Genomic DNA, 20,360 nt, shown 5'->3' with positions numbered 1-20,360 from the left:
TCTTGCCGAGAAAAAGCGCGAAAACATCCTCCTTATCAATAAATAAAAAGGGGGATGAGGGGGGGAGGAGTGTTTAGATCACACTTTGTCATTGTAGGGGCTGAAGGGAGCTTTTATTCCCGTTAGTATGTGCGCTGTATCACAATCAACCGTCGTTATTAGATCTGCATCACTAAGCGAAACGACGGAGATCACGCTTTTCACACTTAGGGGGTGGGGGCGTAGGACACAGGATGATGCCGAGTGCTTGATACTGTTGGAAGATACAGACTGAAATTTGTATTGCGGAATGACCTCTGCAATACAACCAATAACAATCATGAAGGATGTTAACAATGAAGAAAGTCCTCAGCACAGTCGCATTATGTACCCTTGCTGCTCTTGGTTCAGTATCTGCGCATGCAGCGATTGAAGAAGGTCAACTTACCATTTGGATTAATGGTGACAAAGGTTATAACGGCTTGGCAGAAGTAGGTAAACAGTTCGAAGAAGACACAGGCGTAAAAGTCACTGTCGCTTTCCCTGACAACCTTGCAGAGCGTTTCCCGCAGGTTGCTGCCGCTGGTGATGGTCCGGATATCGTATTCTGGGCCCACGACCGCTTCGGTGGTTATGCTAAAGCAGGTCTACTGGCTGAAATCAACCCATCTCAGGCGATGAAAGATAAAATCATCGACTTTACTTGGGATGCAGTATCATACGACGGCAAGTACGTAGGCTACCCTGTTGCTGTTGAAGCACTTTCACTGATTTACAACAAGGATCTTGTTCCAAACCCGCCTAAGAACTGGGAAGACATCGAAGCACTAGACAAGAAGCTTCAGAAAGACGGCAAGAAAGCGATCATGTGGAACCTGAAAGAACCGTTCTTCACATGGCCAATCCTGACTGCTGACGGTGGTTATGCCTTCAAGTTCACTGCGAACGGCTACGACGTGAAAGACGTAGGTGTGAACAACGCAGGTGCGAAGTACGGCATGAACTTCATCAAGTCTCTGGTTGATAAGAAAGTTATTTCGCCAGACATGGATTACAGCATTTCTGAAGCTGAGTTCAACAAAGGTAACGTTGCAATGACAATCAATGGTCCATGGTCATGGGGCAACATTGAGAAGTCAGGTATCGACTACGGTGTAACGCTACTTCCGAAACTAAACGGCAACCCGTCTAAACCTTTTGTTGGTGTACTAACTGCAGGCATCAGCGCAGTTTCTCCTAACAAAGACCTAGCTGTTGAGTTTATCGAAAACTACCTACTAACAAATGAAGGTCTGGCAAAAGTAGACGCTGACAAGCCTCTAGGTGCTGTTGCGCTTAAGTCTTTCCAGCAGAAGCTTGATAAAGATACCCGCATTGCTGCGACAATGGACAATGCAATGAACGGTGAAATCATGCCAAACGTTCCACAAATGACCGCATTCTGGTACGCACAGGGTAACGCAATCCAGAACGTTGTTGACGGCCGCCAGGGTGTTGATGATGCCCTAAACGCCGCTGCGGGTCACATTCTTAAGTAATACGTTTTACGGGGAGGGGTAACTCTCCCCATCTTTATTTTTTCATTTTGCTAGCAAGGAGCTGAGATGCAGTCAGTTCAAGGTGCAGAACTTCTAGATTCGCCTCAGGAAAGTTCGAAATTAAATTATCGTAAGTGGCTTAAGTGGTCACTACTAGGCATGATCGGTACGGTTAACGGTTATGCTACTGTCTTAATGTACGCTCAGGGTGAAATTCCCTTCGCGCTTCTTACCGTTGTTCTCACAGCTCTTGCTCTTTATATTTTTGGTAGTAAGAAAACCTACGCCCATCGCTATATCTATCCTGGTATCGCCGGGATGATTATTTTCATTATCTTCCCACTGATTTATACGGTCGGGTTGGCATTTACTAACTACAGTGCCTCCAACCAGTTGTCTCTAGAGCGTGCGCAGAATGTTCTGCAGCAACGATCTTTCTTGTCAGGGGAAAGCTACGGTTTCGATTTGTACAAGGTTGAAAACGGTCACCAGCTAATCATTAAATCCAATGGTGATCTCTTGGCTTCGGAAGTGTTCGATATTTCCAACCCGCCTGCTGAAGACTTCATGAATCTGCATCAGGTTGATGCGGTGCAGGGCGAGAAAGAAGTTATCCGTACTATCGTGCAAAACCGTGCAAACCTAAACAAGGTTGAACTGGAGATGCCAAGCGGTGAGCACATTCGTATGAGTGGCCTGCGTAAATTCGCGGCTGAAACACCGCTGTTTACTTTGCAGGAAGATGGCGAGTCACTACTGAACAACGAGACCAATCAGCTGTTCAAGCCAAACTATGAGATTGGCTTCTACCAGCCTGTTGATGCCAATGGTGAGTTCGTCGAAAAACCAATTTCACCTGGATTCGTCGTCGGCGTCGGTGCCGCTAATTTCGAACGTGTATTGACTGACGACGGCATCAAGGAGCCATTTGTTGGTATCTTCATCTGGACGGTTGTGTTTGCCTTCCTCGCCGTAGCTTTGACTCTTGCTCTGGGTATGATCCTTGCTGTTATCGTACAGTGGGAACCACTAAAATTCAGTGGTGTATACCGTGTGTTGCTTATCCTTCCGTATGCGGTACCGTCATTTATCTCGATTCTGATTTTCAAGGGTTTGTTCAACCAGAGCTTCGGTGAGATAAACATGTTGCTTGAAGCCATGTTCGGGATCAAGCCATCGTGGTTCTCAGACCCGGTCATGGCCCGAGTGATGGTGGTCTTGGTAAATACCTGGCTTGGTTTCCCTTACATGATGATCCTATGTATGGGCCTATTGAAGTCGATTCCTGAAGATTTGTACGAAGCGTCTGCCATTGATGGTGCAGGTCCAATCCAGAACTTCTTCAACATCACGCTACCAATGTTGATTAAACCGCTAACACCGCTACTGATTGCAAGTTTCGCGTTTAACTTCAACAACTTTGTAATGATTCAGCTATTGACCTCTGGTGGTCCGAATATGGTCGGTACGTCAGAGCCAGCAGGTTACACTGACTTGCTAGTAAGTTATACCTACCGTATCGCGTTTGAAGGTGGCGGTGGCCAGGACTTCGGTCTAGCCGGTGCTATCGCAACAGTTATCTTCCTATTGGTCGGTGGTATGGCACTACTTAACCTGAAATTTACCAACACTAAGCTTGAGCAGGACTAAGGAGAGACGTCATGCCAATGGTTCAACCTAAGTCATTAAAATATCGGGTATGGGCAACACACATTGGATTGTGTTTGTTCCTGGCAGCAACGATTTTCCCGCTACTGATGATTGTTGCCATCTCCCTGCGTGAAGGTAACTTTGCAAGCGGTGAGTTGATCCCAAGTAACCCAACCCTAGATCACTGGCGACTGGCTCTAGGTTTCTCTGTGACTAACAGTGACGGTAGCGTGACACCGCCGCCATTCCCAGTACTACTGTGGTTGTGGAACACCGTGAAGGTGGCAGGTATTACTTCTATCATCATTGTCGCTCTGTCGACTACCAGTGCCTATGCGTTTGCCCGTATGCGCTTTAAAGGCAAGAGCACTATCCTGAAAGGGATGATGATTTTCCAGATGTTCCCTGCGGTACTAGCTCTGGTTGCGTTGTACGCCTTGTTTGACCGTCTAGGCCAGTACATCCCATTCTTGGGGCTAAACACACACGGTGGTCTGATTTTCTCTTACCTTGGTGGTATTGCCCTGCATGTTTGGACAATCAAAGGATACTTCGAAACCATTGATGGCTCACTGGAGGAAGCGGCAGCACTGGATGGTGCAACGCCTTGGCAGGCATTCCGCTTGGTTCTTCTGCCACTGTCGGTGCCGATTCTTGCGGTAGTATTTATCTTGTCGTTCATCGGTGTGGTGACTGAAGTACCAGTAGCCTCACTGCTACTGACGGATGTAAGCAACTATACGCTAGCGGTTGGTATGCAGCAGTACCTGTACCCGCAGAACTACCTATGGGGTGACTTTGCGGCGGCCGCAGTGCTATCAGCGATTCCAATTACGACTGTCTTCCTGCTGGCCCAGAAGTTCTTGGTCGGTGGTCTAACGGCAGGTGGTGTGAAAGGGTAATTTGTCCACTTTTTGCCTGACGTAGCAACGCAAACCGGATGCCTTGGCATCCGGTTTTTTTATGGGAAACTCCAGCTACAGAGTGTTTGTCATTGTGGTAAGTGTGATTTTTATCAGTAAAGCAGGGAAGCGGATATTATCCTATCCAAGCGATATAGTGCTTTTATTTCAGATAATAACTGCTACGCTTTAGAAGTTGGTTTACGTTGTGAATAAACCCAAATATGTGGAGGCTTCTAATGAAAACAATACTTGTTCTGATGATGCTTGCTTTTTCTGGATTTACTTTCGCCAATTCTTCATCGGGTCACAGTGGCGGTAGTACAGTGACTGCACCACAAATAATCTGTATGTATGAAGGGAAGATATTGGGTGTAACAGCCATTCCGGTCTATGAATGTACTAAGCTTAAAAAAGAGATGAAGGAAGGCTCGAACAATTAGATTTGCCTCATTCTTATAAAAGTGATCATCAATATGGTCACTTTTTTTATTTATAAAATATCAATTAACCGTCAATCTATAATCATGTTTCCTATTGCTTTTTTGTGATGACTTTCTGTTTATTATTATCAACTTGCTCAAAAAGTAAAATTTTGAATAAATGATAGGTTTTAACTATTTAAGCCATCTTTATAGTTCCACATTCCAGTTTGTGCTGATAGAATCATTCTAGTGGGGTATAAATGAGTGCCCCGATGAATAATAACAACATGCTTGTTTTTCACTTAGGCAAGCAACTCCCGGGCCTAGTGCCTAACGAAGGTTTGGCCGCCGATCTGTTAGGGTAAACTGGGCTCCAAATGACATTGGCGTTGCTGCATAGCTGGGCTTACCTTTGCACAAAGAGTAAGTTTATTTAGTAACCAAAACCCGACACAACTGTTCGGGTTTTTTTGTATTCATACCTCAATAACGTCTACGATTTTTACTTGGCAGCTTTGAGGCTAAGGTCTAAAAGGAATGCGCGTATCTCATGCATCGTCGACTCCGTGGCGAACTAGATGTGGAGTCGCTGGCAAACCTGGTTTCTGCCATTGGACTTGGCTCGATACAGCGCCAGATCAGCGGCTTTCAATACTGAGTAAGGGCTATCCATTTTGTGGTTATCAGATACACCGATACTGACGGTAATATGGGTGTATAATTTTTGGCTATCATCCGAACTATCGCTTGTGGGATGATCCAAAACGTTTAATGGATAGCTCTCAACCTGTTTGCGTACTTGCTCTAAAAACCTCAAGCTGGCTTCTTGAGTCCTGCCTTTGAAGATAATGGTGAACTCTTCACCGCCGTATCGATAGACCTTGGCATTGTTCGATTGTTTGGCAAGGATGCTGGCGACAAGGCGTAACACATCGTCTCCTGTATTATGGCCATAAGTGTCATTGAACATCTTAAAGTGGTCTATGTCGATCATTGCAATAGAATAGGTGCGCCCGAGATGTTTCAGTTCCGTATCCAGCGAGCGTCGACCAGGAATTCCTGTTAATTGATCAATGTAGGCGAGCTCATGGCTGCAACTGATAAGGTTGGTTAGTAGTAATAGAGATGACACCGAGTAGGCAACACTCGAAATCATGTTGTACTGAAAGAAGGTGAAGGTCAGCGCAGAAAAAAGCGTACCGATAAATAATGCGTGATCATGGGGTTGGTTACGTTTTAACACCAGCATGGAATGCAAAGTTAGTGATGCCACAAACAGTAAGATGATGGCAACAGGCAGCTTTGATATGAGTGGAAAGCTGACTAAGTAGTGCTGCCATATCAGGGTTAGGTCAAAGTTTGCTAAGTAGTTAACGAGAAATGTAGCGGCGATGAACTGTAAGAGAGCAGCAACTAAAAAATAGATATTTGAGCGGGTGACCAAGCGGCGTTCCGGCAACCTATGAATCCACAGTAAATTCAAGGGAAGAGCGACAGCAAGTAAGGTATAAGCTAGTTTGGTACTCGGAATTGATAGTGGTGATTGTAGCCAAGTTTGTATGATGTGATAGCTACATAGTAATAATATTGCTGCCAATGACGTTCGCGATTGGTTAAATAGCTCCCCAAGGAAGACGGCAACAGGTAATAGTATGTATGGTAGAGTTTTGACTAGCGCCTCATTCAGCGGAGAGAGGGGTGAAGCATGATGCAACCCTTCTAGCACAATAAATGCCAAAAGGATGGGGTAGCCAAATCGGGAAATAGCATTTCGCCAGATAGGGGGTGAAAATAGTTGCATTGCTTGCTGATGATACCTTTGCTCAAGTTAAAAACGGCGGATCATATAATGTGAAATGCAATTACTCTTATTAATTATATACACTTTGCTACAAAGCGCATAGGTGCGTGCGTTCTTATCGTTAACAAGTTATAGCAATGTTTAAGCAATATTTGTTGTGAACGCTGTCAAAAATCAGCACTAGATTGGCATAAAGAAAAAAGGCACTACGCATATTCAAGCCTCGTGCCTAGCTATGGCCTACTTGATGAAAGGGAATAAGATTCTTACTTCTTCTGATGAAAGTCCCTCAACGCGCTCGATATTGCGCTCCGGGATCCCTTCAGGATCAGGGTAGTGTTTTAACACTTTTTCCATGCTCTCTTCACGGATCAGGTGAAAAATGGGGTAAGGGGAGCGGTTTGTTAAGTTCTCGGCGTCTTCGGGCTCAGTGCCATGGAAGCAATAGTCAGGATGGAAGCTCGCAACCTGGTAGATACCTTGGTAACCCATCTGGAAGACCAGCGCATCAATAAGGTCAAGGTATTGGTTATAGTCTGCAAAGTCATCGAAGAGGCCTGGTGTTACGACTAAGGTGGTTTCCAGTTCGTCTACTGGAGTTCGATCGAGTTTCTGGAACTGCTGGTAGATCTCTTCCAACAGAATATCTTCGCTTTGCGCCTCGGAGATGAAGATCTGGATTTGCTGGTTGCGATTGGGCTTGGCTGCAAAAGGGCAGAGGTTTAGCCCGATGACGACCTGTTCCAGCCACTGTTGGACTTGCTGATGTACTCGTTGGTTTTTTGTATTTTGCATAGCTGACTTCTGGTTGGGCCACTGAGCAATGTGGCAGAGTTAGTTAACTGTATTGTTATAGTGAATATCATAAAAAAGGCCAGCTAACGCTGGCCTATTAATTTGGAACTTGGCGACAGATTAGGCTTCAGCAGACTCTGCTGGTGCTTTCTCTGCTTCCGGTGCCGGGAACTGCTTGACTGGCTTAGCAACGAGCTGGCGTGTCGCAGAACGGACTTCAGCAATGGTTACTTCAAGCTGGTCGCCAAGCTGGTACTCTTTTATCTTGTCGATGTTGACGATACCTAGCTCGCCGTTGCACTCAATACGCTCTTTGTTGTCGAGGATAAGAGGAGCAGGGATAAATGCGGCTGCGCCATTCTCTAGCAGGCGAACACGCATACCGGCACGGTTGATATCGAAAATCTCTGCAGTAAACACCGTTGCGTCTTTGACGGCATCTTTTAGCAGGCGAACATATAGCCAATCGGCAACATCACGCTCGGCCATACGGTGGTTGCGGCGGTGGATCGCGATCTCTTCGCCCACGCTATCGTCCGGCGTTTGGCTAGGCTCTTGGCCTGAGATTACTGCTTTCAGTAGGCGGTGGTTGATCATGTCACCATACTTACGGATAGGTGATGTCCAGGTCGCGTAGACATCAAGGCCCATCGCGTAGTGAGCTGCCGGTGTGTTACCTACTTCACTGTACGCTTGGAATTTACGTAGACGGTTGTCTAGGTATGTCGTGTCCTGGGCGTTCAACCAACGGCGCAGTGCACTGAAACCTTCAAGCGTCAGCAGTTGTTCTTTTTCAAACGGTGCTTCGGCATTGGTCAGGAAGTCCATCGCGGTATCCAATTTTTCTGGATTAAAACCGTTGTGATAGTTGTAAACACCGAATCCGAACTTTTCTTGCAGTACGCGGCCAGCACAAATATTCGCTGTGATCATCGCTTCTTCGATCATACGATTTGCTGTACGACGAGGATCGGTATGGATGGCGATAACATCGTTATCTTCACTCAGTTCGAAACGGTAGTCTGGACGGTCCGGGAATACCACCGCGTTGGCAGCACGCCAGTCGCTGCGCGCATTAGCAAAACCGTGAAGGGCCTTGATTTGCTCAAAGATGATTTCGTTTGGCGCCCAGTTTTCACAAGCACCGTGTTCAAGCAGATCAGAGACATTGTCGTAAGCCAAACGGCCCTGCGATTTGATCCAAGCGGCAAAGAAATGAATATCGTCTTGGATAACACCGCTGCTGTCGATGCTGACACGGCAGCAAAGGGCAGGGCGTTTTTCGTTTTCCAGCAACGAACAAAGCTCGTCACTGAGCTCACGTGGCAGCATTGGAATATTACGGCCTGGCAGGTAGATGGTAAAGCCACGCTCACGTGCTTCTTTATCCATCTTGTCGCCAACTTCAATGTAGGAAGTAGGATCGGCAATGGCGATCGTGATTTCAAAGCTACCGTCTTCCTTGGCTACGGTGTAGATAGCGTCGTCCATATCTTTGGTTGAATCACCATCGATAGTGATGAAAGGCAGCTCGGTCAGATCTTGACGCTCCAAACCTTCCTCAAGCATTGACCAGCTTTCCTGCGGCGCAGGTTCCGCATTTGGCAGGTCGTGACGAGCCAGTGTGACCCACCAAGGGGCAATTTTGTCGTTGCTATCAGTGATCTTTTCTTTGATCTCGCAGAAGAAAGTCTTGTTGTCACCAACCAGCGGGTGGCGTGTCATGTTGGCAACAACCCAATCGCCTTCTTTCAGCAATTCAGGATTAAGACCTTTGACAGGGCGTGCTTTAATAGCATCTTTTAGCTGTGGGTGATCGGGAACGACATGCAGGCGGTCACGAATGAGCTTCACTCGGCCGATAAAGCGAGTGATGAACTGCTCAATCAGTTCCTGCGGCTCGGCAACTTCACGTTCCTTCTCGGTACGAATAACAGCCATTACACGGTCACCGTGCATGACGTTCTTCATATAGTTAGGTGGAATGAAGAAGCTCTCTTTGCTGTCGACTTCGAGAAAGCCAAAACCACGGTCAGTCGCTTTGATGCTGCCTTCTTTTTTAGGAAGTGTTTCCTGAATTTGTTTTTTAAGCTGTGCTAGTAAAGGATTATCTTGAAACATTATGCCCGGTCTCAGGTTGTTAACACGCACACTATAAAGTTTTCAGTCCATAAAACCAAGCGCCAAGCCTATGCTGACATCGGATTATCATATTTGTTTAACGGGAAAATTATGCAGGGGTTGCGATAATTTGCTCTGGGTTGAATGAGTTGAGTAGGCTCAGCGGTTAATTGAAGCAACTATTTGTAACAAAAGTCGGCCAAATAGGGGCAATTGAAATGTGTTTTAAATGCGATGAGTGACTAATTTTTCTCGGAAATGGCTGACCTGTTGCACTTATTGTATAAATAATAGGTGCTTGAAGGTTAATTTGTGACAGTGCTCAATTTTTTCTGGCTTTTTATCTTGTAATGACGCACAATGCGCGCCTCTATAGTCGAGGCCCAAGCTTGTGGTTGCTGTTGCAGAACCGTTTTATAGCCGAAGGGGCCCCGTTTTACGTTAGATCATTTATTGGGATCCCAATGCAAGAATCTGTTACAGAATTTCGCCAGTTAGACCTGGCCGACACACTACTATCCGCACTAGACTCAATGGGCTTCGTTGCGCCGACTCCTATCCAGGCGGCGTCTATTCCTCTTCTACTTACTGGTACTGATGCACTTGGTAAAGCGCAAACTGGTACAGGTAAAACAGCGGCATTCTCACTGCCTCTGCTAAACAAACTAGATCTTGGCCAGCACAAGCCTCAGGCTATTGTTATGGCTCCGACTCGTGAACTAGCGATTCAGGTAGCAGCTGAAATCAAGACTCTAGGTCAGAACGTTAAGGGTCTGAAAGTTCTAGAGATTTACGGTGGTGCTTCTATCGTTGATCAAATGCGTGCCCTTAAGAGCGGTGCCCACATTGTTGTTGGTACTCCTGGCCGTGTTAAAGACCTTATCACGCGTGATCGTCTACACCTTGATGAAGTACACACGTTTGTACTTGATGAAGCAGACGAAATGCTGAAAATGGGCTTCGTTGACGACGTTACTTGGATCATGGAGCAAGCGCCAGAAACAGCACAGCGTGTTCTGTTCTCTGCAACTATGCCGCCAATGGTTAAAGAAATCGTTGACCGTTTCCTGCGTGAACCTGCGCGTATCGACGTTGCTGGTGAAAACCGTACTGTATCTCAGGTTGAGCAGCAGTTCTGGGTTGTTAAAGGCGTAGAGAAAGACGAAGCAATGATGCGTCTTCTTGAAACTGAAGATACTGATGCGTCTATCGTATTCGTACGTACTCGTCAGGATACCGAGCGTCTGGCTGACTGGCTATCTGCACGCGGCTTCAAAGCTGCTGCTCTTCACGGTGATATTCCTCAGTCTCTACGTGAGCGTACGGTTGATCACATCAAGAAAGGTGTTATCGATATCCTAGTAGCAACTGACGTTGTTGCTCGTGGTCTTGATGTTCCGCGTATTACGCACGTATTTAACTACGACATCCCATTCGATGTTGAGTCATACATCCACCGTATCGGTCGTACTGGCCGTGCTGGTCGTAACGGTAAAGCGATCCTATTGGTTCGTACTAACCAGATCCGCATGCTGCGTACAATCGAGCGTGTTACTAAGTCTCGTATGGAAGAAATCCAGCTTCCTCTACGTGACGCTGTTGCTGAAGCACGTCTGAACCGTTTGGGTCAGGAACTAGAAGCACAGAAAGAAGAAGCAAGCCTAGAAGCTTTCGTTGAGCTGGTAGAGAAGCTACAAGAAACAATTGAAGTTGATGCTTCAACACTTGCCGCTATGCTGCTTAAGCGCCAGCAGGGTAACCGTCCTCTGTTCTACAAAGGTCCGGACCCAATGATTGCTGCTATCGAGCGTGACAAGCAGCGTCGTGAGCGTCGCCGTGATGACCGTGGCGGTGAACGCGGTGAGCGTGGCGAACGCCGTGAGCGTCGTAGCTTCAACACTGCTGACTGGGATACTTACCAGCTACAGGTTGGCCGTGAGCAAGGCGTTCAGGTTAAAGATATCGTTGGCGCAATCGCAAACGAACTGGGCCTAAGCAAAGAGTTCATCGGTGCGATTAAGTTGGCTCCAGAGCACACTTATGTTCAGCTTCCTAAGAAGATGACCAGCGAAGTGGCTGCACAGCTTAAGAAACTACGCATTCGCCAGAACGAAGCGAAAGCCGTAGTTGTTGCTGACGATGTACTTCGCGAGCACCGCCGTGGCGGCCGTGATGGCAACCGTGGTGGCTACCGTGGTAACCGCGATGGCAACCGTGAAGGTAACCGCGAAGGCTTCCGCCCACGTCGTGACGGCGAGCGTCGTTTCGATCGCAACCGTGGTGGTGATAACCGTGGTAGCTTCCGTGGTGAGCGTAACCATGGCGCACCTCGCCGCGACCGTAAGCCTCGCTTCGAAGATTAATCAACCTAGATTACACAATCTAATTTGATGACTTGCAAATCCAGCTCCTAAGGGAGCTGGATTTTTTTATAGTTGTAAAACACGGCTCACGCACCGCCTTCCAATGACTTACTCTCCGTAATGCCAAGTCTGCCTTTTAAGACAGAGGTGATTGTTCCCTGTGGCACACGCTCTATACTTTCCCAAATGGTCTTAAAAAGGGAAGGTCGACATGCAACCAGAAGTCTCAACATGGTTAGCACGGGATCCTGATCCGGTTACACGCAAAGAACTTCAAAAACTCGTTGATGCTAATAACCAATCGGAGTTGGCTGAGCGGTTTGCTTCGCGTTTGGCCTTCGGTACTGCTGGGCTGCGCGGGATCGTTGGAGCCGGACCAAATCGGATGAACCGGCTGGTTATTCAAGAAACGGCATTGGGGCTAGGTAAGTACCTGCAGCAGGTTGAGCCGCAGTCTGCCATCAAGGGTGTGGTCATTGGCTATGATGGCCGTCCGGATTCACGTCAGTTTGCTCACGATGCAGCGGCAATGCTGACGTTTTTGGGGATCAAGGTTTTCCTGACCGATAATGTGGCTCCGACCCCCGTCGTCGCCTTTGGCGTGCGTCACCTCAATGCAGCAGCAGGCGTGGTCGTCACTGCTAGTCATAACCCACCGGCGTATAACGGGTTCAAGGTATACTGGGGCAATGGCGCCCAAATTATCCCCCCCCACGACTCGGGTATAGCCGGTCAAATTGATATCGCCGCTGCAGAGCCGTTACCGCAACACTCGGTAGAGGATGGAGAGCGGGAAGGGCTGCTGGTCTGGTTAAATGATGATTTCTATACCGAATACCGCAAGGCGCTAAATAATAGCCCGCTGTTGTCAAATCATCATCAGCCTGAGGCACTGAGTCTTGCCTACACCGCAATGCACGGCGTCGGTGCGGAGCTGGCCGAATCACTGTTGGCCGATGCCGGATTCAGCAAAGTTTACAGTGTGGCCGCTCAGCGCGAGCCCGATGGGACATTTCCCACTGTCAATTTCCCTAACCCGGAAGAGCCGGGGGCAATGGATCTTGTGATTGCAGAAGCCGATAAGCATCAAGCCATGTTGGCCTGTGCCAATGATCCCGATGCCGACCGCTTTGCCGTCGCGGTGAGAACGGAGGAAGGGGAATACCAAATGCTGACCGGGGATCAGGTCGGTGTCTTGCTGGGGCATTATTTGCTGACCCATGCTGCCCCGACCCAAAATTTGGTTGGTACCACCATTGTTTCTTCCACCTTGCTTAAGAAAATCGCCGAGTCGGTGGATGCCGTGTTCTACCAAACGTTGACCGGGTTCAAGTGGTTGACCAACGTAGCAATGGACAAGCAAACCGCAGACAGTCAATTTCTTTTCGCCTATGAGGAAGCGTTAGGCTACACCGTCGGTAATACTGTGTGGGATAAAGACGGATTGTCTGCCCTGGTAGCGTTTGCCCAGTTAGCAGCAGAGCTTGCGGCAAAAGGAAAAACGGTATGGGACCAGCTTGAGTCTATCTACAGGGAACACGGCCTGTATATCAATGCCCAGCGAAGTATTGCCTTGCAACCGGGGTCGCCACCGGTAGGTGACAGTTTGCGCGCAACGCCTCCAACCCATATTGCCGGAAGGGGGGTGGCCATTATTGATGATTTGAAACTGTCGCAGCGTATTCATGCCGATGGGCGGATTGAGGAGATAGACTTACCGCCGAGTGATGTGTTGATTTATCACCTCGATGATGGTTCCCGGGTGGTGGTCAGGCCATCAGGAACAGAGCCTAAGCTCAAGTGCTATTACGAAGTGGTTGAAGCGATGAGCCACGAAGATTGTTTCAGCCATGTTCAGCAGCATGCCCAACAGGCAATGGATGATTTGATCCGTAAGCATCAAGCTTCACTGGAATAATGTCGTCTCCCCAGCGAGGTATTGTTGTACTGGCTGGGGAATGACCTAAATATCGGAAGTTACCGGGATAGGCTGCTTAGCCGTTACGCTGCTCGTTGAGCTCAGCGTAAGTGTGAAGCAAGTCGGTCAGTACTTTAATCCAGCCAAATGCGTCTTTGGGCGCGTTGACCAACAGTTTTTCTACCTGGTCGCAATGCTGCTCCAGGGTGACGGCTTCTTCCAGGTTGAATGACATCGCGTAGAAATGCCAGAGAATAAGGCGGGTCATGCGCACGGTGTTCTGGTGGGCATTGTCCGATTCGGCAAACGCGGCGCTGACTTCACCAAGCGCGATGGCTGTCATTCGTAGCATGGCATCGAACTGTGCAGACTTCATGCGATCTTCGCTGTCGATCTCTTCCTGCTCAAAGGTAAAGATTTCTTGCATCATATCTTCAGGCACCATGCGGCCAATCACCCGTAAGCTGAATTCTTCCAGCTCATGGCGTGGCATCGTCATCAGGCACTCTAGTTTGTAATCGCGTTCCATTATCTCTCTGCTTGGCTATCAGTTGTGGGCGCGTATTTTGCGTGATTTTGAGCTTAATTTCCAGCTATTGGGGGGCCTTAGGCTGGTTGTACTCATAAAGGGGGATAATGCTTTGACAGATTACTGACAAAGTTAGGTGAACCTTGCGGTATGGTCGGCGCGAATTTGTAACGAAAGCGACATTATGACCAAGCAACAGAAGCGTATTGAGCCTCAAATAACTGAACTGGGTATCTCATCATCTGAATCCGCGGCACCAAAGAAAAGCGTCAAGCCTCGTCGTTCTTACCGGAAATTGAAGTTTGCTGTAGTAGGTGTCTGCCTGCTTACTACGGGAGGCTTGATTAAAATGGGCATGGATATCAATGAAGAAGTCACGGCCAAGTTCGAGGGGCAACTGTGGCAGCTTCCTTCTGTGGTTTATGCGCGCGAACTGTCGCTTCAGCCGGGTGTGCTGGTCCGTTATGAAGACTTAATCAACGAGTTGGAAGTATTGAAGTACCGCAAGGTCAGCAAACCTACTCGCCCTGGCGAATACTCGACCAGTCGGCTGGCCGTTGAATTGATCCGCCGACCATTTGAATTTCGCGATGGGCAGCAGGAAGCGCGCCATGTCGTTGTCAAATTTGATTACTCCAAGGTGAGATCGATCACTGAGGTTGAGTCAAACCGTGAGCTGGGCTATATCCGGGTTGAGCCTAAGTTGTTGGGTATGCTAGAAGCGCAGACAGAAGAGCAGCGCATTTACCGGCCGAAGGATGAAATGCCTGACGCTTTGATCGATGCTCTGATTGCAACAGAAGATAGAGATTTCTATCAGCATGACGGCGTCTCGCCAACGGCTATCGCCCGGGCGTTCATTGCCAACCTCAAGGCAGGCCGAACGGTTCAGGGCGGCAGTACCTTGACCCAGCAATTGGCCAAAAATATGTTTTTGACCAGCGAGCGTAGTCTGTGGCGCAAAGCCCGCGAAGCATACATGGCTTTGATTATCGACTATCGCTACAGCAAAGATCAGATCCTTGATGCGTATCTAAACCAGGTGTACCTGGCCCAGAGCGGTCGCGATGCGGTGCATGGCTTCGAACTTGGCTCGCGGTTTTATTTTGGCCTGCCACTGTCTGAGCTTCGCGTGGACCAGCAAGCATTTCTTGTTGGTCTGGTCAAAGGGCCCTCATATTACAATCCGTGGCGATATCCTGAGCGGGCCAAGCACCGACGTGATCTCGTGTTGCAGCTGATGTTTGAAAATGGCGTGCTGGAGCAAGAGGATTATCTTGCCGCGGTAGATAAGCCCCTTGATATACAAACCAAAGGGACAATTTCCAACCGTCAGCCTGCATATTTCGGCCAGCTTCAGCGGGAACTGGCCGCGAAGGTGAAAAACTATGAGGCGGGGCGGGGACTAAGGCTATTCACCACATTGGATCCGCGCTCACAGGAGTTGGCCGAGCAATCCGTTCGCAAAATGATCCCACAGCTTGAGTCGAAAGCCGGTGACCAGCTTGAAACTGCCGTGGTGGTTGCCGATAGAGTCAGCGGAGAAATCCGTGCCATGGTCGGCGGCTCACGCCCGGGGTATGACGGCTTCAACCGGGCCGTGGATGCCAAGCGCCAGATTGGCTCTGTGGTTAAACCAGCGGTATACCTTGCCGCGCTGGAGATGCCTAAGCGCTTCTCCTTGGCAACCAGCCTTCAAGACAGGCCGTTGACCCTGAAGGGCCAGAACGGGGAGAATTGGTCGCCGCGAAACTATGACAGGCAGTACCGGGGCGAGGTACCGCTGTATAGCGCCTTAGCGAAGTCCTATAACATCCCGACGGTGAATCTGGGCATGGCGGTTGGCCTGGATGAAGTGATCAACACCATGGAAAAACTCGGTATCGATAAAAATGAAGTGCCGAAGCTGCCGTCTATGCTGCTCGGGGCATTCACCCTGACCCCGGTAGAAGTGACCCAGATGTATCAGACCATTGCCAGTGGCGGCCATCGTACTGAACTCTCGGCACTGGGTGCAGTGGTTGATAGCGAAGGGAATATCCTTTATCAATCCTTGCCGGTATCCACCCAGGCTGTCTCACTGCAAGCGGCTTGGCTGACCATGTACGGGCTGCAGCGTGTTGTTAGCGAAGGGACAGGGCGTTACCTTAACAGCTTGCTGCCATCATCACGGTTGGCCGGCAAAACCGGTACTTCTGATAGAGGCCGAGACAGCTGGTATGTCGGTGTCGATGGCCGTGAAGTGGTAACCGTATGGATGGGGCGCGATGATAACAAGGCCGTTAAGCTTACCGGCTCGTCAGGCCCGCTCCGTTTGTATGCAGACTATATCCAAAGCCGCGATCCGGAACCTCTGGTCTTACAGACCCCGGCTCAAATTAGTGACTTTGACTATTACCGTGATCAACACGGTGTTTTATCGCAAAGCTGTGTCGGGCAAACACACCTACCCGCCTGGGATCCTCAAGGGACATTGAAGCAGGGGTGTGTGCGTAAAGTAGAGAATTTCTTTAAGCGTTTATTCCAGTTCAATTAAGACCCAACGGGCTAATCTCAGGCTTATTCAGCGAGCATTCGTGGCGGGGTTTTGTGGCTTGGTGTCTGCCTCAAATCGCTTTGATTTGGGGATTGCGGGGTTATCGGCTAGAATGCACCGCTTGCAGAAGCGTTCGGAAAAGAAATATGCGACTACTAAAATCAACTGTGCACCCTGATTTAAACGAGCTTGATACCTCTGAGCTTCAATACAATACGTTTCATCGGAAGGCGGCACGGGGCATTATCCTCAATGGTGACAATATCCTAATGTTGTACACCGAGCGATACCACGACTATACCTTACCGGGGGGTGGCATTGATGAAGGGGAAGATGCCATTGAGGGGTTGATCCGCGAACTGCAGGAAGAAACTGGCGCACAAAACATCCGTGATATTCGTGAGTTTGGTATCTACGAAGAGTACCGCCCATGGTACAAGCCAGAACATGACATCATGCATATGCTTTCTTACTGTTACGTCTGTAGCATCGATGAGCAGCTGGGCGACACCAAGCTGGAAGATTATGAAGTGAAGAACGGTATGAAGCCAGTTTGGATCAATATCTATGATGCGATTGCCCATAATGAGCACACGATTGCCAACAGCGAAAAAAAAGGCATGTCGATCGAACGTGAAACGTTCTTGCTGAAAACCATTGTTGCTGAATTGATGGACAAAGGGACGGCGGAAGACGGGGAAATCCTCTTTAGAGCCGCAAGCTGATTGGCTGCTTGAGTCATCACCGCTAGATAGCGAAGCATGGTTGGAAATTTACTTCGAACGGTCTCAGATGAGGCCGTTTTTTGTGGGCGTAATTTATCTGAATCATCAGGTGAGACGATGATGATTTGCTTGGTAGTGGTTTTATTTGCCTTGAAAGGGATATTCCGGTTGATTTGTGTCACGCTTTTCTCTTGTGGGAGAAAGTTTTTCTAAAATAACTGATTTATATAGGCGAAATAAGAAAATCTTTTTCTCAAGATAGCTGTACATTAAACCTCATAAAGACAAGGGCTTATGTTTTCTTTTATTGCATTCTAATGAGCCCGGCAACCCTACCTAATGTCATGAAGGTGATGAACATGAAAAAGCATCTGTGGAATGGTTTTGTTGAGACAGTACAGCGTGAAGTTGTGCCTGCGTTGGGGTGTACCGAGCCTGTCTCTGTTGCGTTGGCTGCTGCCGTGGCAACGCGTGAGCTTAATCTTGCTCCAACCAAAATTGACGCTTATGTCTCACCGAACTTAATGAAAAATGGAATGGGGGTCGGTGTACCGGGTACCGGAATGGTGGGGTTGCCGATTGCCGCAGCCGTGGGTGCGCTTGCAGGCGACGCGGATGCGGGCCTGGAGGTACTGAGAAACATCACTTCGCAAGATGTTGCTAGTGCCAAAGCGATGCTCGACACTGGTGTGGTGTCGGTTGGTGTTGCGGACGTCAGCAATATCTTGTTTGCCAAAGTGACCGTAACCAGTGGTGATGATTCGGTGACCGTCATTATTGCCGATAGCCATACGCGTATTGTTTCGATTGAAAAAAATGGCCAGCCACTGTTTATTGCCGATCAGGCAGATAGTAGCCAAGTTCCGGCAAGAGAAAATATCTTCGAGCAGGCGACAGCCCAGGATATCTTTGAGTTCGCCTTGAATGCTCCTTTGGAAGACATTGATTTTATCTCCCAAGCCTATTCATTGAACGATGAGCTATCGAAAGAAGGGCTAACAGGAAAGTACGGTCTGCAAATTGGTGCGACGTTCCAACGCAATGTCGATCGCGGCCTGCTGTCCGGAGGCCTGCTGACAGATATTCTGCGTCGTACATCCGCGGCATCTGATGCCCGCATGGATGGTGCGATGAAACCGGCGATGAGTAACTCGGGCTCGGGTAACCAAGGGATTGCCGCGACAATGCCTGTGGTGGTGGTCGCCGAGCATGTTAAAGCCGATCACGAAACAACGGTGCGCGCCCTGATGATGTCGCATTTGATGGCTATCTATATCAAAAGCTATCAGAACAAGCTATCGGCTCTGTGCGGTGCTACAACCGCCTCGATGGGAGCCGTGGCAGGTATGACTTGGTTACTCGGGGGGCAGTTCCGCCATATCAGTAATGCTATCTGCAGCATGATTGGCGATATCACCGGGATCATCTGTGACGGTGCCAAGACCAGTTGTGCGATGAAGGTGTCATCGTCGGCGAGCGCTGCCATAAAAGCAGCATTGATGGCACTCGATGGTATCCGCGTAACGGGGAATGAAGGTATCGTTGCGGATGATGTCGATGCCTCAATCCGAAATATGTCTGCATTGGCCAATGGCGCAATGACACAAACTGATGTCCAGATCTTGGAGATCATGGTCCATAAGTGAGCATTGACAACCATTGAGTAAGAATAGAAGGGCACTTAGGTGCTCTTTTTTTATCCTTTTACCAATGCGTGTGCTGATGCAACTTCCGAAAAGCTTGCGCCGGGGGTGAGCGATTTCATTTTGGCAATAAAATCGAGTCGAATTTTGGTGTACTGGTAGCGAGTTTTGCAGACTAGCCACTTAGAGCGGTCTGGATGAATCTCAGTGTTAATACATTGCCCTTCCAACGTGCTGTTATCTGTGAGTTCAAGACGAACCTCATAATGGGCATCGCAGGCTTGCTCAAGATAGTTTTGCAACGTGTGGTCTATGGGTTGGTAACGATTGGTCATAACGCGGTCTCTAATATTAGGGGCTGCGTTGTTGTTTTGGCCCCAAGTTGAGTGAATGTTTAATCACGATTGCACTGCCACCACATAAAAGCGTAGTCAAAAATGAGAATCATGCTCAAAACTGAAACAACTTGAAATACTTTTGGCTTCTTTATGTTTATTAGAAAGAGGCCACTACTCTGATTTCTAGCGAGTGACCTCTGGGGGGAACTGTTAGACGGCAATACTTGTAGGCTGCAGGTACTGCTGCCATGCATCATGGTACAGGGATTTCGATGTTGTTCTTAGCTTGTTAATCTGTGCCATTTCAAATTCATTTTGTGGGCGGTTCTGGCTAAGAGCCGTTCGCTCAATATGCTGAATTTGTTCATAAATTTTGTGCTCTTCACCATTTTTCACGTCAGAAATTGCTTCAAGGTGTAGCTGTACTTCAGCAATTAGCTCAGAGTCAGGTAGTTTCACTAGTAGTTTTAAGTCACGATAGCCAGAATCAGTCGGCGATTTAAATCGGTTTTTCACTGATACAATTGTTGCCTCTTTACTGATCAACTCAAAGGCATGCACTAGGCCCGGAATATCGTCTGCTACCAAAGACGCTCGCGCAAGGTCAGTAATTTTACTGGCATCGCCATTGAGTTCTGTCGCAATCTTCTTTTCTGCTCGTGCCCTTGATTTAACATCAGGCATCACGATACTGGTGTCAGTCATCATACCCACTTCGTTCATCAGGTTAGCAAGTTCCTGTTGGGCCGAAGGAGCCACTTTGTATAAATCCTCAAAATTAGAGTGAGGCTGCTGAATATTGGCAGCGCGCCAGCTTTCAATGCTGTAAAGACCGCTCAGGCTTTTTTGGAACGACTTTTTACTGGCTTCAGAATGCTTTGGTGATACCTCGTAATCTTGTCCAGAGTAGTCTGTCATCAATGGTGTTGCCATCGCTGACCCGCGGGTCAGGAAAAACAGAACAAAACACGTTCGAAGTACAGATTTCAAATCCATCAAACAACTCCTTGGTCGGCCGATCAGATCGGGCCTCATACGTAAAAAGGTGCATCTCAGCGGGTAAACCTGCTCAGAAAAAGCGACGTATTTTTGAGTTG

At 48.4% G+C, this 20,360-nt stretch carries 15 protein-coding genes; 9 read left to right on the top strand and 6 right to left on the bottom strand.

Annotation, left to right across the window (positions count from 1 at the left end):
- Positions 1 to 335 precede the first annotated feature (335 nt).
- The 4 genes from malE to PTW35_RS24375 all read left to right on the top strand — a co-directional run bounded on the left by malE (position 336) and on the right by PTW35_RS24375 (position 4,512).
- Positions 336 to 1,517 (top strand): maltose/maltodextrin ABC transporter substrate-binding protein MalE, encoded by a 1,182-nt coding sequence (gene malE, locus PTW35_RS24390; protein ID WP_281027842.1) that lies wholly within the window; start codon positions 336 to 338, stop codon positions 1,515 to 1,517.
- 66 nt (positions 1,518 to 1,583) lie between these two features.
- Positions 1,584 to 3,167, top strand: coding sequence for a maltose ABC transporter permease MalF (gene malF / locus PTW35_RS24385; protein ID WP_281027841.1), 1,584 nt, complete (start codon positions 1,584 to 1,586; stop codon positions 3,165 to 3,167).
- An 11-nt stretch (positions 3,168 to 3,178) separates the two neighbouring features.
- Positions 3,179 to 4,069 carry a maltose ABC transporter permease MalG gene (malG, locus tag PTW35_RS24380; RefSeq protein ID WP_107297074.1) on the top strand — a complete coding sequence of 297 codons (891 nt, stop codon included), beginning with the start codon at positions 3,179 to 3,181 and terminating at the stop codon, positions 4,067 to 4,069.
- 239 nt (positions 4,070 to 4,308) lie between these two features.
- Positions 4,309 to 4,512 (top strand): hypothetical protein, encoded by a 204-nt coding sequence (locus PTW35_RS24375; RefSeq protein WP_044620757.1) that lies wholly within the window; start codon positions 4,309 to 4,311, stop codon positions 4,510 to 4,512.
- Positions 4,513 to 5,068: 556 nt separating this feature from the next.
- On the opposite strand, the gene PTW35_RS24370 is transcribed toward PTW35_RS24375, so the two are convergent.
- From PTW35_RS24370 to PTW35_RS24360, 3 genes are all read right to left on the bottom strand, one after another.
- The gene (locus PTW35_RS24370) at positions 5,069 to 6,295 is read right to left on the bottom strand and encodes a GGDEF domain-containing protein (protein ID WP_281027840.1); all 1,227 of its coding nucleotides are present in this window, start codon (positions 6,293 to 6,295) and stop codon (positions 5,069 to 5,071) included.
- A gap of 240 nt (positions 6,296 to 6,535) precedes the next feature.
- On the bottom strand, positions 6,536 to 7,090 hold the full coding sequence (locus PTW35_RS24365) for a DUF1415 domain-containing protein (RefSeq protein WP_281027839.1): 555 nt from the start codon (positions 7,088 to 7,090) through the stop codon (positions 6,536 to 6,538).
- A 120-nt stretch (positions 7,091 to 7,210) separates the two neighbouring features.
- The gene (locus PTW35_RS24360; RefSeq protein ID WP_281027838.1) at positions 7,211 to 9,211 is read right to left on the bottom strand and encodes an exoribonuclease II; all 2,001 of its coding nucleotides are present in this window, start codon (positions 9,209 to 9,211) and stop codon (positions 7,211 to 7,213) included.
- 464 nt (positions 9,212 to 9,675) lie between these two features.
- Here PTW35_RS24360 and PTW35_RS24355 point away from each other — a divergent pair, with 464 nt between their 5' ends.
- Together PTW35_RS24355 and PTW35_RS24350 are read left to right on the top strand one after the other, a co-directional pair.
- A complete protein-coding gene (locus tag PTW35_RS24355) occupies positions 9,676 to 11,574 on the top strand; it encodes a DEAD/DEAH box helicase (RefSeq protein WP_281027837.1) in 1,899 nt (632 codons plus the stop codon).
- 211 nt (positions 11,575 to 11,785) lie between these two features.
- Entirely contained in the window at positions 11,786 to 13,492 is a 1,707-nt protein-coding gene (locus tag PTW35_RS24350) for a phospho-sugar mutase (RefSeq protein ID WP_281027836.1), read from the top strand.
- A 76-nt stretch (positions 13,493 to 13,568) separates the two neighbouring features.
- On the opposite strand, the gene PTW35_RS24345 is transcribed toward PTW35_RS24350, so the two are convergent.
- Positions 13,569 to 14,021 carry an exoribonuclease R gene (locus tag PTW35_RS24345; RefSeq protein ID WP_281027835.1) on the bottom strand — a complete coding sequence of 151 codons (453 nt, stop codon included), beginning with the start codon at positions 14,019 to 14,021 and terminating at the stop codon, positions 13,569 to 13,571.
- Positions 14,022 to 14,205: 184 nt separating this feature from the next.
- On the opposite strand from PTW35_RS24345, the gene mrcB reads away from it, so the two are divergent.
- The 3 genes from mrcB (at position 14,206) to PTW35_RS24330 (ending at position 18,928) form a co-directional block, all read left to right on the top strand.
- Positions 14,206 to 16,557 carry a penicillin-binding protein 1B gene (gene mrcB / locus PTW35_RS24340; protein ID WP_281027834.1) on the top strand — a complete coding sequence of 784 codons (2,352 nt, stop codon included), beginning with the start codon at positions 14,206 to 14,208 and terminating at the stop codon, positions 16,555 to 16,557.
- 146 nt (positions 16,558 to 16,703) lie between these two features.
- The gene (locus tag PTW35_RS24335; protein ID WP_281027833.1) at positions 16,704 to 17,282 is read left to right on the top strand and encodes an NUDIX hydrolase; all 579 of its coding nucleotides are present in this window, start codon (positions 16,704 to 16,706) and stop codon (positions 17,280 to 17,282) included.
- A 359-nt stretch (positions 17,283 to 17,641) separates the two neighbouring features.
- Complete coding sequence (locus tag PTW35_RS24330; protein ID WP_281027832.1) at positions 17,642 to 18,928, top strand: L-serine ammonia-lyase, iron-sulfur-dependent, subunit alpha; 1,287 nt, start codon at positions 17,642 to 17,644, stop codon at positions 18,926 to 18,928.
- 50 nt (positions 18,929 to 18,978) lie between these two features.
- Here the strand turns inward: PTW35_RS24330 and PTW35_RS24325 are convergent, their stop codons facing one another.
- On the bottom strand, positions 18,979 to 19,260 hold the full coding sequence (locus PTW35_RS24325) for a Rho-binding antiterminator (RefSeq protein ID WP_281027831.1): 282 nt from the start codon (positions 19,258 to 19,260) through the stop codon (positions 18,979 to 18,981).
- A 213-nt stretch (positions 19,261 to 19,473) separates the two neighbouring features.
- The gene (locus tag PTW35_RS24320; protein ID WP_281027830.1) at positions 19,474 to 20,259 is read right to left on the bottom strand and encodes a RelA/SpoT domain-containing protein; all 786 of its coding nucleotides are present in this window, start codon (positions 20,257 to 20,259) and stop codon (positions 19,474 to 19,476) included.
- Between the last annotated feature and the right edge of the window lie 101 nt (positions 20,260 to 20,360).

The organism is Photobacterium sp. DA100 (assembly GCF_029223585.1).
Classification (GTDB): Bacteria; Pseudomonadota; Gammaproteobacteria; order Enterobacterales; family Vibrionaceae; genus Photobacterium.
This window is presented reverse-complemented; position numbering and strand designations above follow the sequence as displayed.

Excerpts from the sequence above, each read along its gene's own strand:
- malE (WP_281027842.1), top strand. The coding sequence starts at position 336 with ATGAAGAAAGTCCTCAGCACAGTCGCATTATGTACCCTTGCTGCTCTT.
- malF (WP_281027841.1), top strand. The coding sequence starts at position 1,584 with ATGCAGTCAGTTCAAGGTGCAGAACTTCTAGATTCGCCTCAGGAAAGT.
- malG (WP_107297074.1), top strand. The coding sequence starts at position 3,179 with ATGCCAATGGTTCAACCTAAGTCATTAAAATATCGGGTATGGGCAACA.
- PTW35_RS24375 (WP_044620757.1), top strand. The coding sequence starts at position 4,309 with ATGAAAACAATACTTGTTCTGATGATGCTTGCTTTTTCTGGATTTACT.
- PTW35_RS24370 (WP_281027840.1), bottom strand. The coding sequence starts at position 6,295 with ATGCAACTATTTTCACCCCCTATCTGGCGAAATGCTATTTCCCGATTT.
- PTW35_RS24365 (WP_281027839.1), bottom strand. The coding sequence starts at position 7,090 with ATGCAAAATACAAAAAACCAACGAGTACATCAGCAAGTCCAACAGTGG.
- PTW35_RS24360 (WP_281027838.1), bottom strand. The coding sequence starts at position 9,211 with ATGTTTCAAGATAATCCTTTACTAGCACAGCTTAAAAAACAAATTCAG.
- PTW35_RS24355 (WP_281027837.1), top strand. The coding sequence starts at position 9,676 with ATGCAAGAATCTGTTACAGAATTTCGCCAGTTAGACCTGGCCGACACA.
- PTW35_RS24350 (WP_281027836.1), top strand. The coding sequence starts at position 11,786 with ATGCAACCAGAAGTCTCAACATGGTTAGCACGGGATCCTGATCCGGTT.
- PTW35_RS24345 (WP_281027835.1), bottom strand. The coding sequence starts at position 14,021 with ATGGAACGCGATTACAAACTAGAGTGCCTGATGACGATGCCACGCCAT.
- mrcB (WP_281027834.1), top strand. The coding sequence starts at position 14,206 with ATGACCAAGCAACAGAAGCGTATTGAGCCTCAAATAACTGAACTGGGT.
- PTW35_RS24335 (WP_281027833.1), top strand. The coding sequence starts at position 16,704 with ATGCGACTACTAAAATCAACTGTGCACCCTGATTTAAACGAGCTTGAT.
- PTW35_RS24330 (WP_281027832.1), top strand. The coding sequence starts at position 17,642 with ATGAAAAAGCATCTGTGGAATGGTTTTGTTGAGACAGTACAGCGTGAA.
- PTW35_RS24325 (WP_281027831.1), bottom strand. The coding sequence starts at position 19,260 with ATGACCAATCGTTACCAACCCATAGACCACACGTTGCAAAACTATCTT.
- PTW35_RS24320 (WP_281027830.1), bottom strand. The coding sequence starts at position 20,259 with ATGGATTTGAAATCTGTACTTCGAACGTGTTTTGTTCTGTTTTTCCTG.